Origin of the sequence: Geobacillus sp. Manikaran-105, from assembly GCF_002809955.1 — a bacterium.
Lineage (GTDB): Bacteria > Bacillota > Bacilli > Bacillales > Anoxybacillaceae > Geobacillus > Geobacillus thermophilus.
Map to the genome: position 1 here is coordinate 18,598 of NZ_PIJG01000046.1, position 13,053 is coordinate 31,650.

Sequence of the window (13,053 nt, forward strand, 5' to 3'; positions counted from 1 at the left end):
TCATCGACAATGATTCCAAAGGGGGATTTTATAGGATGTTAAAAATGAAGAAAGGTTTGATCGTAGCGGTCGTTGCTGTGTTGTTTATGGCGCTCGCCGCTTGTGGCAAGTCGGCAGAAACAAGCTCTCCGTCAGGCGCTGAAAAAGAAGGGAAGCAAAAAATCACCGTCGGGACGGACGCGGCGTTTGCGCCATTTGAATATATGCAAAAAGGAAAAATTGTTGGGTTTGACGCCGACCTTTTGGATGCGGTGATGAAAGAAGCCGGCTTGGATTATGAATTAAAAAACATCGGCTGGGATCCGCTGTTCGCTTCGCTGCAAAGCAAAGAAATCGACATGGGCATTTCCGGCATTACGATTACGGACGAGCGGAAACAATCTTATGATTTCTCAGCTCCGTACTTTGAAGCAACACAAGTCATCTTAGTCAAACAAGGCAGCCCGGTGAAAAACGCCCTTGACTTAAAAGGGAAAACGATCGGCGTTCAAAACGCGACAACCGGTCAAAAAGCTGCGGAGAAGCTATTTGGCAAAGGCGATCATATTAAAAAATTCGAAACGAGTGTTGTTGCCATTATGGAACTGCTAAACGGCGGTGTTGATGCTGTCATCACGGACAACGCGGTGGCAAACGAATACGTGAAAAACAATCCGGACAAAAAATTGCAAGTCATTGAAGATCCACAAAACTTCGCTTCGGAATACTACGGCATGATCTTCCCGAAAGACAGCGAATTGAAAGCCAAAGTGGACGAAGCATTGCAAAAAGTGATCGACAGCGGCAAATATACAGAGATTTACAAAAAATGGTTTGGCAAAGAACCGAATATGGAAGGCTTAAAACAACAACAATAAGCGCACGAACATAGAAAAATGCGTAACTGCTAGCAAGTTACGCATTTTTCTTAGAGAAAGGTGAGATCGATGGATTTTCGTTTTGATATTATTGTTGAATACGCCCCTTACTTTTGGCAAGGGCTGCTCGTAACGATCGGCGTATCATTAGCCGGCATCGTGTTCGGCCTCATTCTCGGCCTGTTCATCGGCCTTGGCAAAATGTCGTCCAACCCGATTATTCGTTTGCCGTTTTCGTGGTACATTCACTTTTTCCGCGGTACGCCGCTTGTCGTGCAAATTTTGCTTGTCCATTTCGGCGCCATGCCGCTCTTTTTCGCCCAGCCAAATGCCGTCGCTTCCCTGGCCGTCTCGCTGTCGCTCAACTCGGCCGCGTATGTGGCCGAGATTTTCCGCGCCGGCATCCAGTCGATCGACAAAGGGCAAATGGAAGCGGCCCGCTCGCTTGGGATGACGCATGCGCAGGCGATGCGCTACATTATTTTGCCGCAGGCGTTAAAGCGAATGATTCCGCCGTTTGCGAACGAGTTTATCGTCTTAATTAAAGATTCGTCGCTTGGGATGGTCATCGCCGCCCCGGAAATCATGTATTGGGGGAAAGCGGCCGCGGGTGAGTATTACCGCGTTTGGGAGCCGTATTTAACAGTGGCGTTCATCTATTTGCTCTTAACGCTTTCGTTAAGCAAACTGTCACACTATCTTGAAAGGAAGTATTCGACCCAATGATTGACGTACGCCAGCTGAAAAAATCGTTCGGTTCGCTCCAAGTTTTAAAAGGAATCGATGTCCATATTCGCGAAGGAGAAGTCGTGGTCGTCATCGGCCCATCGGGGTCGGGAAAATCGACGTTTTTACGCTGTTTAAACTTGCTTGAGGATTTCGATGAAGGTGAAATTATTATTGACGGCATTAATTTAAAGGCGAAAGACACGAACTTAAATAAAGTGCGGGAAGAAGTCGGAATGGTGTTCCAGCGCTTTAACTTGTTTCCGCATATGACGGTGCTGAACAATATCACGCTGGCACCGATGAAAGTGCGGAAATGGCCGCGTGAAAAAGCGGAAGCGAAGGCGATGGAGCTGCTCGCCAAAGTCGGGCTGCAAGACAAAGCGCACGTCTACCCGGACTCCCTCTCCGGTGGGCAGGCGCAGCGCGTCGCCATCGCCCGGGCATTGGCCATGGAACCGAAAATCATGCTGTTTGACGAGCCGACGTCAGCGCTTGACCCGGAAATGGTCGGGGAAGTGCTCTCGGTCATAAAGCAGCTGGCCAATGAAGGGATGACGATGGTCGTCGTCACCCACGAGATGGGCTTTGCCCGTGAAGTCGGCGACCGCGTCCTGTTTATGGACGGCGGCTACATTGTCGAGGAAGGGAAGCCGGAAGACTTGTTCGACCACCCGCAGCATGAGCGGACGAAAGCGTTTTTATCAAAAGTGCTGTAAAACGTCGTCTTGCCTGTTTGAGGCAAGACGACTTTTTTTAGGCACATATCATGCCCCCTATAATGCAACCACGTTGCCTCTCCATCTCTTCAATGTTCCGTCAACGGCTCCCCCATTTCAGGCATCTATGACACCACAAAAGCTCTTCTGAACATAAAAAGCCGGCCGAACCCCGGCCAGCCTCGCTTTACAACACAAACTGCATCACCCAAATCGAACCGGCGACAACGACAACAGCAATAAAGAAGCTGTATACCATGTTGAACGTTTGCACTTTGCCGCTGTCGCTTTCGTTGACGTGCATGAATAGAAACAGCTGCAAGCTCGCTTGGATGATCGCGAACAAGACGATGATGACGATCACGGCTTTAAGCGGCAGCCCAGACGAGAGCGCCACCCAAAGAGCCGCAAACGTCAAGATGAGCGACAACAAAAACCCAATGATATGTTTCCACGGAAATGATTCGCGATGGCTGTTTGCGCCCATGTTAGATCACCATCCCTAACAAATAGACGAGCGTGAAGATGAAAATCCAAACGACGTCTAAAAAGTGCCAATACAAACTGACGATAAACACTTTGCGCGCTGTTTTCGGCGTAAAGCCGCGCTGGAGGAGCTGGATGATAATCAAAATCATCCAGCCAATCCCTACACTGACGTGGGCGCCGTGCGTGCCGACGAGCACGAAAAAGCTTGATAAAAATGCGCTCGTCTGCATCGTCGCTCCTTCATGGACGTAATGGATGAACTCGCGAATTTCAACCGTAATAAACCCCACCCCAAGCAGAAGCGTCACGAGCAGCCAAGCGATCAGCCCGCTCATGCGGCCACGGCGCATTTCAAAAATGGCCAACCCACATGTGAAACTGCTCGTCAACAGCAACAACGTTTCGATCAAAACGTCTTTTACCTCAAACAGCTCCGCTGCCGTCGGCCCCGAGCCGGTCCGTTGGAACAAGACGAGATACGTCGCAAACAGCGTCGCAAACAGCGCGACTTCCGCCCCGAGGAAAATCCAGAAACCCAATATGTTCAACCGACTTTCTTGCGTCCGATACTCCAGCGGCACCGTTTCCTCATAGCGATGTGCAGCTTCTCCCATTCGTCACGCCCCCTTCCGCGCCGCTCGTTCCATCCGTTTGATTTCGTCAACCGGAATATGGTAGCCATCATCGTCTTCAAATGAGCGGAGAATCAATCCAAGCACAATGAACAACGCACCAACGATAGCCAACGCAAACCACTTGAACACAAGGCCGAACCCGGCGACGAAAAACGCCACCGACATCCAAAACGGGCGTCCTGAGTTGCTTGGCATATGGATCGGCTTCAAGTCTTCTTCTTTCACGTGGAAGCCGCCATACTTTTTCTTCATCACCCAATACGCGTCCACATCTTCGACAACCGGCGTCACCGGGAAATTGTAATGCACCGGCGGCGATGCGGTCGCCCACTCAAGCGTCCGTCCGTTCCACGGGTCGCCGGTCATGTCGCGCTCGCCGTAGCGGGCGCTGTAATAAATGTTGTAACAAAGCACGATAAACCCGATGCCCATCAACACCGCCCCGACCGTCGCGACGACGTTGAGCGGCGTCCAGCCGAGACCAGCCGAGTACGTGTACATGCGGCGCGTCATCCCCATCAATCCTAGGAAATACATCGGGAAGAAGCAGATGTTAAAGCCGATCATAAACAGCCAAAACGTCCACTTGCCAAGCCGTTCATTCAAGATATGGCCGAACATTTTCGGATACCAATAATGCAAACCGGCAAAGCAGGCGAACACCGTACCCGCGATCAACACGTAATGGAAATGGGCAATCAGAAAATAGCTGTTATGGTATTGATAATCGGCCGCCGCCATCGCCAACATAACCCCCGTCACGCCGCCGATGACGAAGTTCGGAATGAACGCCAGCGACCAAAGCATCGCCGTCGTAAAGCGGATCTTCCCTTTTCGGAGCGTAAACAGCCAGTTAAAAATTTTCACCCCGGTCGGAATGGCGATCGCCATCGTCGTGATCGAGAAGGCAGAGTTCACGGCCGGCCCTGCGCCCATCGTAAAGAAGTGGTGCACCCAGACAATAAAGCTTAAAAACGCAATGCCCACGATCGAACCGACCATCGCCTTATAACCGAACAGCCGTTTCTGCGCAAACGTGCTGACCACTTCCGAGAAAATGCCGAACGCCGGCAAAATGACGATATACACTTCCGGATGGCCCCAAATCCAGAACAAGTTCGCCCAGAGCATCGACATGCCGCCGTTGGCCATCGTGAAAAACTGCGTATCAAACAGCCGGTCAAACGTCATGAGCGCCAAGGCGACCGTCAACACCGGGAAGGCGAAAATAATGAGCACGCATGTGATGAGAATCGTCCACGTAAACATCGGCATGCGCATCAACGTCATGCCCGGCGCACGCATTTTTAAAATCGTGACAAGGAAGTTGATCCCGGTCATCAATGTTCCGATCCCGGAAATTTGTAAAGCGACAGCGTAATAGTTGTTGCCGACGCCATGGCTGAATTCGTTGCCGGCAAGCGGGAAATACGCCGTCCAGCCGGCGTCCGGCGATCCGCCGATGACAAAGGAAATGTTAAACAGCATGGCCCCGAAGAAAAAGAGCCAAAAACTTAACGCGTTCAAATACGGAAACGCGACGTCGCGCGCCCCAATTTGCAGCGGAACGACGATGTTCATCAAGCCGATGATGAACGGCATCGCCATAAACAAGATCATAATCGTCCCGTGCGTCGTAAATATTTCATTGTAATGTTGCGCGTCAAGAAACTTCATGTTCGGCGCGGTCAGCTGCGCCCGCATCAAAAGCGCATCAACGCCGCCGCGGAAGAGCATCAAAACTGCGCAAATAATGTACATGACGCCGATTTTTTTATGGTCGACGGTAGTGAGCCATTCGTTCCACAGCCATTTCCATTTTTTAAAATACGTCAAGACGAACACAATGCCGATTATCGTTAAAACGATCGCGACATCAGCCGCGTAAATGAGCGGCTCTCCGGTTACGAAAAACTCGCTCCATTTCATCTTTCGCTCCTCCTTTCCTACTCCCCATGATGGTGACCGTTTGTCATCGTTTCATCATGTTGATCGTCATTTTTCATTGGCTTTCCATCTCCATGATGGCTGTTCTGTTTCGCATGGTCAATCCATTGCAAGTGGGTGTTCGAAAACGTCATTCGCCCAACAAGCCCCGGTTTTAAAATTTGTGTGTATTTTTCCTTATCGAGCTTCGGGGCGGTTTGTTTCACTTCATTTATCCATTTGCGGAAGTCCGTTCCCGTTTGGGCGACAACCTCAAATTCCATATGGGCGAACTTTTCCCCGGAAAAGTTGGCGCTCCGCCCCATATACGATCCTGGTTTATCAGCTTGTAAAATCAGCTCTGTCTCCATGCCGTCCATCGCATATTTTTGTCCGCCTAGCTCCGGCACCCAAAACGAATTCATCGGTCCGACGGACGTGAGCTTGAATTTGACCGGCACACCGGCCGGAATATGGACGTAGTTGACCGTTTCAATGTTTTCTTCCGGATAGCTGAAAATCCATTTCCAGTTCGCCGCCGTCACATGAATCGTGATCGGTTTCACGTTCTCGGTCGGCGGCTTTTCCAACGCAAACGTCGCCTTCACTGTTGGAACAGCGAGCGCAGCGACAATCAAAATCGGAATGGCCGTCCAGACGACTTCAAGCAACGTGTTTCCTTCCTCATCCGGCGGCTCATAGCCGGCATTTTCCGGCTTCTCGCGATAACGAATGAGAAAAACGGCAAACAACGTAAATACAACAACAATAATGAACAACATAAAGCCGACAGACCACATGATCAAATCATACTGCATGCGCGCCACCGGCCCTTGCGGATTTAACACCGCTGTGCGCTCGACGCAACCACCAAGCAAAAGCAAAAACGGCAAGGCTAACATGACGCGCCATATCGCCTGTTTCATCGCTCTGTATCCCCCTTTATCCGTCCCCGATATCCAAGGCGTCTTCCATCCAATATTTCTTTGTTTTCTACCATATCAAAATTGAAAATATTTGAAACCAACACACGCAAAAGTTCATAAATCAGCAAAACATTTGTCACCAACTGTTCAATCATTGTTCAAGAAATCGTCACTTGTTTTCCTCGTTCAGGGAAATATTGATGGGAAAAGGGATTGAAGGAAGGAAAGGCCATCAAAAAAAAACGGCCGGATCCCTACGTTCCAAAAAATCCGGCCGTTTCTTGTATGTGAACTACCCACCACCTACGCTTCGCTTAGAGGCGGGGGCTTCAAGCGACTTGTGTGTGTTCGCTGAACGGTAAGCCACACACAAGAACCCTTTACGCTTCCCTTCGTTCCGAAGGTGTCCGTTCTAGCCATATTCTATCCTATTCGTTGGCTAACGCCAACCGCTTCACGTTTAGAAGTAGAAGACTTCTTTCGGAGGGAAGTTAAATGGTATACCCTTGCAGCTCAAGCTGTTTGCGGATGCGCGGATTCAACGTTTGCCACATCCATTGTTGGTAGAGCGCTTTTTTCTCATTCGACGATAAATAATAGCGCGTTCCGGCTTGGCGGCGGGCGCGCTCAGTCACATCGTACAGCGCCAGCGCCGCGGCAACGGAAATGTTAAAGCTTTGGACGAAGCCGTACATCGGGATGACGAACGTCCCGTCTGCGAGTTTCAGCGCCTCATCGGATACGCCGCTATGTTCGTTGCCAAATAAAAGCGCCGTCGGTTTGGATACATCGATGTCGGAAAGAGGAATCGTCCCCTCGCCAAGATAGCTGGCATACACTTGATACCCTTGCTGTTTTAAGTCGTTGATGGCGGTTTCGATATCAGGCTGCCGGTGAAGCGTCAGCCATTGGTCAGCATGGCGCGTCACGAGCCGGTTTGGCGAAAATGGCGCTTTTCCCGTGACGATATGGATGTCTTGAACGCCGAACGCCTCGGCTGTCCGCAGCACCGCTGCCTGATTGTGCGGGTCGTCGACCGCTTCAATCAAAACCGTAATATAACGGGTGCGCTCGTTAAGAACGTCATACATTCGTTTTAATCGTTTCGGCAAAATCATTTCCCAAACCGGACGCGTCTGCTCGGTCAGCAGCCCTTCTTGCTGCAGCTGGGCAAGAAACGTCTTCATGTCCCGTTCTTCCATGTCGATCACCTTCGCTCCGTTCCTCTTCGCCTGTGCTTCCTATTGTACAAAATAGGATGCCGCTGGGCAATCTCGATCATTCCCTGAACTATTCAAACTATTCTATAAATAATGTTTTGGAAACATTGTTCATTTACAAACTATCATTCATGCGGCTGCCGGAATCATTAACTTCGTCGTCTTGACTGCGGCTTTATCGTCATGCAACAGCGGCATTTTCAGCACGAGCCGGATGCTGTTCAACCTCGCTGAACAGCAAGAAGCGCCAACCGCATTCGGACGCAGAGGTGGTCTCTTTCACATACTTCGGTTACATTTCATCAAAAAGGGACTTTTGAGTCAGCTCCGTTTCCTTTTCATTTGTTGGCAACTGCACAACCCGTCCCTCATCTTTCTTTGACGCCGATGTACGCCTGGCGCGGGTGGTTCGGCTGATCCGGATATTTCAATCGGATTTTCCCTTCGTCGACCAGCTTCCCTAAGTAGTTGGTGCGCAGCCCATCCGGCGTCCGTTCCAACAGCGTCGCCAACTCTTTCAGTCGCAGCGGTCGCTCGCAGCACAGGCGGACGATCATCTCTTCCATAACCGCCGGAGCCAACCGCTTTTTTCGACGTGCCAGTTCTGCCATCTCCCACAGCCGCTCATCGATCGCCTCGTTTCTCTCTTCTTCCTCCCTTTCATCAACAGATATAGCATTATTTACGGAGTTTGGTGTTTTATTAACGGAGTTCGCACCTTTATTCACGGAGCATGACGGGATATTTACGGAGTCAATCTCGTTTTTTACGGAGTTCGCCTCCCTATTCAAGGAGTTTGTCGAGTTGTTTACGGAGTTTTGTTCGATAATAACGGAGTTGAGCTCCTTATTTACGTAGTTGGCCTCGTTACTTCCGAAGTCCACGTCATGTTGATCCGCACCGTGTTCTATCCATGCTTGTTCTTGCTGTTGCAATGATTCATTGATTTCTGTTTCAATTGTCGCCCCCGCCTCAGCTGGAAACAACAATGGGCATAACGTCACGATCGTGCGGTCTGGATTCATTTGCTGCAAAATATCGACCGGCTGGACAAGCGCCCGTTCCTGCCAATCATGCATGCGCTTCAAACCGGATCCTGCGCGTTTGCATACATCGATCAACAAAAACATTTTAAAGATGTTCGGATTGCGCAGATTGCTCATTTGTCCAGCCATAGCGGCTTCAATTGGCAGGCGGAACCGGCCCGGGTTGGCAAATCGAAACGCCCCGTCCTCTTTTTCAACGGTAATGCCGCCTTCTTCCCCGTAATCGGCATGAACGATGGCATTAGCGAGCGCCTCGGCGAGCAGAGCACGCCCTTCCTCAAGCCAAACGTGGCGCTCCAACTCCGCCAACACGCGGAAATAAAAATCATAGGCGTTGCCGGACCACGTTCCATCCTGCGATGTGAACCGCTTCGCCCATCCTGCCGCCTTTGCACCGTCATATTCCCGGTATTCTAAAAAATATTGCGGCAGCACCTCGGTAATGATCCGCTCTTCGCTGAACATCACGAGTCCGGCGAGCGTCAGTCCTTCTTTGCTGCTGTCGCGCAGCTTGCCCCAAGCGCCGATTTTGTATAAAAACTCTTTCGTCTCAAGACTGTTCCATGGATGCCCCGGTTTGGCGCGGGCAAACTGCTCCCGGTAATGGCTGACGGTCTCAAAATTGAGCTCGCTCAAGCTGTAATGCTCTAAAATGAAGCTGTCTGCCAACCCATTGGCGCGTTCATGAAACGAATGTGTATATTTATTCACTCTTGATCTTCCTTTAACATTATTTTTGCAAAACAGTCTTGACCTCTTTTTTTCTATTGTACCATCTTTTATTCTCCTTGCGGACGATTGCCAAAAAAAGAAAAGGGTTGTGGATATGTGGAATAACGGTCCATGGCAAAGAGCAAACTATGGAAAACCACTATTGACAGGCAAGGAGGCATCCGTATGTCATCCCTCCCTTCGGTCATAGAGCCGTATTGGCGTGATTCCGTGCCGCTTCCGTCCTTCCCGAAGCTCGAAGAAGACGTTTCGGTCGACGTCGTGGTTGTAGGCGGCGGCATCATTTACGAGCACACGCCGGTCGCCGACATTGAACAAGGAGAGCGGCTGTCCGTCGTGACGCGCAGCAAACGGCGGGTCACATGCGACCACGTCGCCGTCTGTTCCCACTTTCCGTTTCATGACGGCGGATTTTATTTTTCCCGCATGCATGCTGAGCGCTCGTATGTCATTGCCATCACAGCTGCAGAGCCATACCCGGGAGGCATGTACTTGAGCGCCGACAACCCGAAGCGCTCGGTCCGTTCCGCAGCGGCAAATGGCGAGACGCTTATTCTCATCGGCGGGGAAAACCATAAGACCGGCCAAGGGGTGCCGACAATGCGCCATTATGAGGCGTTGTCCTCGTTCGCCTCGCAGTTGTTTACGGTAAAAGACATTCGTTACCGTTGGTCGGCCCAAGACTTGACGACGCTTGATAAAGTGCCATATATCGGCCTGATGACGGCAGGGACGCCAAACATTTTTGTCGCGACAGGGTACCGGAAGTGGGGGATGACAAACGGCACAGCGGCGGGGATGATGTTGTCCGACCTCATTCTCGGCCGCGACAACCGGTATCGCGACTTGTACTCTCCGTCGCGCTTTTACGCCGACCCGAGCGTGCGGCAATTTTTCACGACAAACCTCGATGTCGCCAAACACTTGATCGTTGGAAAAATCGAACTAGCTGTTCGCCAGCCGCAAGATTTGGCGCGCGGAGAAGGGGCGGTCGTCTCGGTCAACGGGAAACGGGCGGGCGCCTATAAGGACGAAGCGGGAACGCTTCATGTCGTTGATACGACGTGCACCCATATGGGCTGCGAGCTGGAGTGGAACAGCGGCGACAAGACGTGGGACTGTCCATGCCATGGCCCGCGCTTCTCGATCGATGGCGATGTGATCGAAGGACCGGCGAAACAGCCGCTCGCGTGCATTGAACTTGATGACGCGAAGTGACGCGCTGACGCGAGACGGCGGCGCATGCAGAACATCGTTGCAGTGGACATGTCGACCTTGAATTCCAATGGGGGTTGGGAGCGTATATTCCTAACCCCCTTATCGTTTTCATTTGCTGATCGCGCATTTCGTGATAAGATGAAAATGAGAGTGGACTGTACGTTGCATGATGTTTTCGGGAGGGATGACGCATGGACTTTGAACCGATTTTTCTCACCCCTGTCTTCCAAGAACGGATTTGGGGCGGCACGAAGCTCGCCGAACGATTCGGCTACGACATTCCGTCTTCGCAAACAGGGGAATGCTGGGCGGTGTCCGCCCATCCGCACGGACAGACAGTCGTCGCCCGTGGACCGTTTGCCGGGATGACGCTTGGTCAATTATGGGAGGAACGCCGCGATTTGTTCGGCCACTTCCCGTCTGATCGCTTTCCGCTGTTGACGAAAATTTTGGACGCCAACGCCGACTTGTCCGTCCAAGTCCACCCGGACGATGAATACGCCAAAACGCATGAAGGCGGAGAGCTCGGCAAAACGGAATGTTGGTACATCATCGATTGCAAGCCGGGCGCTGAGCTCATTTACGGCCATTACGCCGAGACGAAGGAGCAGCTGCGCGCCATGATGGAGGCGGGGGAGTGGGAGCGCTTGCTCCGGAAAGTGCCGATCCGCCCGGGCGACTTCTTCTATGTCCCAAGCGGCACGATCCACGCCCTTTGCGAAGGAACGCTCGTCCTCGAGACGCAGCAAAGCTCGGACACGACATACCGCGTCTACGACTACGACCGTGTCGACAGCCAAGGGCGCAGGCGGGAGCTTCATCTTGACAAAGCAATAGATGTCACGACTGTCCCGCACCGCGACATCGACATCCGCCCCCATGTCGCCGAATTCCCGGGCGCGACTGTGACGACATTCGTGGAAGGCGACTACTTCGGCGTCCAAAAATGGGACGTCCGCGGCGCGTTCGAATCAGAGCAGGCAAAACCGTTTCTCATCGTCAGCATCCTCGAAGGCGAAGGCGAGCTTGTCCGCAAAGGACAGACATACTTGCTTCGCCGGGGCGACCATTTCATTTTGCCGCATCAATTCGGCCGTTTCACCATTCGCGGCTCCCTCCAGGCGATCGCGTCGTGGCCGCGGACAGGCAAATAAACGACTGACTTCCTCAACCAATGGGTTGCAACATACAAAAAAGGTGTCCTCTTGCCTTTGGGACACCTTTTTCTATTGTCCACCCGAGAAGGGGACGGCTGAACAGAACATGCCGTTCAACAATAGGATTTCACCCGTGAAGAAATCCCATCATCTTCCCCGCTTAGGAGAAAGATGTCCCTTTCATTTGACCGAGACGATACACAGAGGCAATATGCCGCGCCGTTTGCGTCACATACTGTTCCGCCTGCTCGAACGCTTTCTCAAGCGGAATGACGCCGGGAACAATTGTAAAGAGGGCGTCAATGCCATGGTCTAAGACGACCGCACTGTCGTCGCCTAACGAACCGGCGATGCCGATGACCGGGACGCCGAACTGCTTCGCCGTTTTGGCGACACCGATCGGCGTTTTTCCGAATATCGTCTGTCCGTCGATCCGTCCTTCACCGGTAATGACTAAATCGGCGCCTTTGACGCGCTCTGCGAGCTGAACCGTCTCGATCACAATATCAACGCCGCGCTTCAGCTCAGCCGGGAGAAACGCAAGCAGCCCCGCTCCCAAGCCTCCGGCCGCGCCGGCGCCGGGAATGTCGCCGACTTGTTTGCCGAGTTCGCGGCTGATGACGTCGGCATAGTGCGCCAAGTTCTGGTCGAGAACCGCGACCATATCCGGTGTCGCCCCCTTTTGCGGGCCGAAAATGGCGGACGCGCCTCTCGGTCCGGTGAGCTGATTATCGACATCGCATGCGACATCAATGCGCACGTTCTCTAGACGCGGATCGAGCCCGGACAAGTCGATCGACTGCAAATAAGCGAGCGCTCCGCCTCCCGGACCGATGTCCCGGCCGTCTTCGTCCAAAAGCCTTCCCCCAAGCGACTGCACCATGCCGGCCCCGCCATCGTTTGTCGCGCTGCCGCCAATGCCGATAATCAAATGAGTGGCGCCGGCGTCAAGCGCTGCTCGGATCAGTTCTCCCGTCCCCCGTGTCGTCGTCACCAACGGATTACGCCGGTCGCGTGGGACAAGGTGCAGCCCCGAGGCAGCCGCCATCTCGATGACCGCTGTCTTCCCGTCGCCGAGCAAGCCAAAAAACGCCCGCACCGGCTCACCGAGCGGTCCGGTCACGTTCACTTCCACGATGCGGCCGCCAGTCGCATCAACAAGCGACTGCACCGTCCCTTCCCCGCCATCGGCCATCGGCACTTTCACGTACTCAGCCTCTGGAAACACCGACCGGAACCCGCGTTCCACCGCCTCGGCGACTTCGAGCGCCGAGAGGCTTTCTATGAACCTCCCCCACTTACTCCTGTAGGCGTTGAAGTGGGGGTTTCTTGCCTTTTTCTTTCCGGGTGTTTCACGATACACCGGGTTTCCCGTGTATCTCGTGACCAAGCACGGAAACAC

The 13,053-nt window shown here is 52.5% G+C and carries 11 protein-coding genes and 2 pseudogenes; 6 read left to right on the forward strand and 7 right to left on the reverse strand.

Translation table 11 applies throughout. The features are described from left to right. Positions 1-35: 35 nt before the first annotated feature. The 3 genes from CV945_RS13005 to CV945_RS13015 all read left to right on the forward strand — a co-directional run bounded on the left by CV945_RS13005 (position 36) and on the right by CV945_RS13015 (position 2,302). Positions 36-857 (forward strand): basic amino acid ABC transporter substrate-binding protein, encoded by an 822-nt coding sequence (locus CV945_RS13005; protein WP_100659934.1) that lies wholly within the window; start codon positions 36-38, stop codon positions 855-857. A gap of 69 nt (positions 858-926) precedes the next feature. Continuing rightward, on the forward strand, positions 927-1,583 hold the full coding sequence (locus CV945_RS13010) for an amino acid ABC transporter permease (protein ID WP_047819165.1): 657 nt from the start codon (positions 927-929) through the stop codon (positions 1,581-1,583). Then, a complete protein-coding gene (locus CV945_RS13015) occupies positions 1,580-2,302 on the forward strand; it encodes an amino acid ABC transporter ATP-binding protein (protein WP_033009164.1) in 723 nt (240 codons plus the stop codon). Before CV945_RS13010 ends, CV945_RS13015 begins: the two co-directional genes overlap by 4 nt. 187 nt (positions 2,303-2,489) lie before the next feature. Here CV945_RS13015 and qoxD read toward each other — a convergent pair whose 3' ends face one another. From qoxD to CV945_RS13045, 5 genes are all read right to left on the reverse strand, one after another. Beyond that, on the reverse strand, positions 2,490-2,789 hold the full coding sequence (qoxD, locus tag CV945_RS13020) for a cytochrome aa3 quinol oxidase subunit IV (RefSeq protein ID WP_100659935.1): 300 nt from the start codon (positions 2,787-2,789) through the stop codon (positions 2,490-2,492). A gap of 1 nt (position 2,790) precedes the next feature. Further along, positions 2,791-3,405 carry a cytochrome aa3 quinol oxidase subunit III gene (gene qoxC / locus CV945_RS13025; RefSeq protein ID WP_015376112.1) on the reverse strand — a complete coding sequence of 205 codons (615 nt, stop codon included), beginning with the start codon at positions 3,403-3,405 and terminating at the stop codon, positions 2,791-2,793. Between the two features lie 3 nt (positions 3,406-3,408). Next, positions 3,409-5,355 (reverse strand): cytochrome aa3 quinol oxidase subunit I, encoded by a 1,947-nt coding sequence (qoxB, locus tag CV945_RS13030; RefSeq protein ID WP_042381203.1) that lies wholly within the window; start codon positions 5,353-5,355, stop codon positions 3,409-3,411. A gap of 17 nt (positions 5,356-5,372) precedes the next feature. Further along, a complete protein-coding gene (gene qoxA, locus CV945_RS13035) occupies positions 5,373-6,278 on the reverse strand; it encodes a cytochrome aa3 quinol oxidase subunit II (RefSeq protein ID WP_100659936.1) in 906 nt (301 codons plus the stop codon). 491 nt (positions 6,279-6,769) lie between these two features. Beyond that, complete coding sequence (locus tag CV945_RS13045) at positions 6,770-7,480, reverse strand: TrmH family RNA methyltransferase (protein WP_033008879.1); 711 nt, start codon at positions 7,478-7,480, stop codon at positions 6,770-6,772. Positions 7,481-7,625: 145 nt separating this feature from the next. On the opposite strand from CV945_RS13045, the pseudogene CV945_RS13050 reads away from it, so the two are divergent. Next, positions 7,626-7,775: pseudogene (locus tag CV945_RS13050) on the forward strand (amino acid permease); the annotation flags it as partial. A 91-nt stretch (positions 7,776-7,866) separates the two neighbouring features. Here CV945_RS13050 and CV945_RS13055 read toward each other — a convergent pair. Further along, entirely contained in the window at positions 7,867-9,255 is a 1,389-nt protein-coding gene (locus CV945_RS13055; protein ID WP_100659937.1) for an ATP-binding protein, read from the reverse strand. A gap of 294 nt (positions 9,256-9,549) precedes the next feature. Here CV945_RS13055 and CV945_RS13060 point away from each other — a divergent pair. Next, positions 9,550-10,494, forward strand: a pseudogene (locus CV945_RS13060) (FAD-dependent oxidoreductase); the annotation flags it as partial. Between the two features lie 191 nt (positions 10,495-10,685). After that, positions 10,686-11,648 (forward strand): mannose-6-phosphate isomerase, class I, encoded by a 963-nt coding sequence (gene manA, locus CV945_RS13065; RefSeq protein WP_033008876.1) that lies wholly within the window; start codon positions 10,686-10,688, stop codon positions 11,646-11,648. 163 nt (positions 11,649-11,811) lie between these two features. Here the strand turns inward: manA and CV945_RS13070 are convergent, their stop codons facing one another. Then, on the reverse strand, positions 11,812-12,936 hold the full coding sequence (locus tag CV945_RS13070; protein WP_100659939.1) for a glycerate kinase: 1,125 nt from the start codon (positions 12,934-12,936) through the stop codon (positions 11,812-11,814). Positions 12,937-13,053: the final 117 nt, after the last annotated feature.

Excerpts from the sequence above, each read along its gene's own strand:
- qoxD (WP_100659935.1), bottom strand. The coding sequence starts at position 2,789 with ATGGGCGCAAACAGCCATCGCGAATCATTTCCGTGGAAACATATCATT.
- qoxC (WP_015376112.1), bottom strand. The coding sequence starts at position 3,405 with ATGGGAGAAGCTGCACATCGCTATGAGGAAACGGTGCCGCTGGAGTAT.
- qoxA (WP_100659936.1), bottom strand. The coding sequence starts at position 6,278 with ATGAAACAGGCGATATGGCGCGTCATGTTAGCCTTGCCGTTTTTGCTT.
- manA (WP_033008876.1), top strand. The coding sequence starts at position 10,686 with ATGGACTTTGAACCGATTTTTCTCACCCCTGTCTTCCAAGAACGGATT.
- CV945_RS13015 (WP_033009164.1), top strand. The coding sequence starts at position 1,580 with ATGATTGACGTACGCCAGCTGAAAAAATCGTTCGGTTCGCTCCAAGTT.
- CV945_RS13010 (WP_047819165.1), top strand. The coding sequence starts at position 927 with ATGGATTTTCGTTTTGATATTATTGTTGAATACGCCCCTTACTTTTGG.
- CV945_RS13045 (WP_033008879.1), bottom strand. The coding sequence starts at position 7,480 with ATGGAAGAACGGGACATGAAGACGTTTCTTGCCCAGCTGCAGCAAGAA.
- CV945_RS13005 (WP_100659934.1), top strand. The coding sequence starts at position 36 with ATGTTAAAAATGAAGAAAGGTTTGATCGTAGCGGTCGTTGCTGTGTTG.
- qoxB (WP_042381203.1), bottom strand. The coding sequence starts at position 5,355 with ATGAAATGGAGCGAGTTTTTCGTAACCGGAGAGCCGCTCATTTACGCG.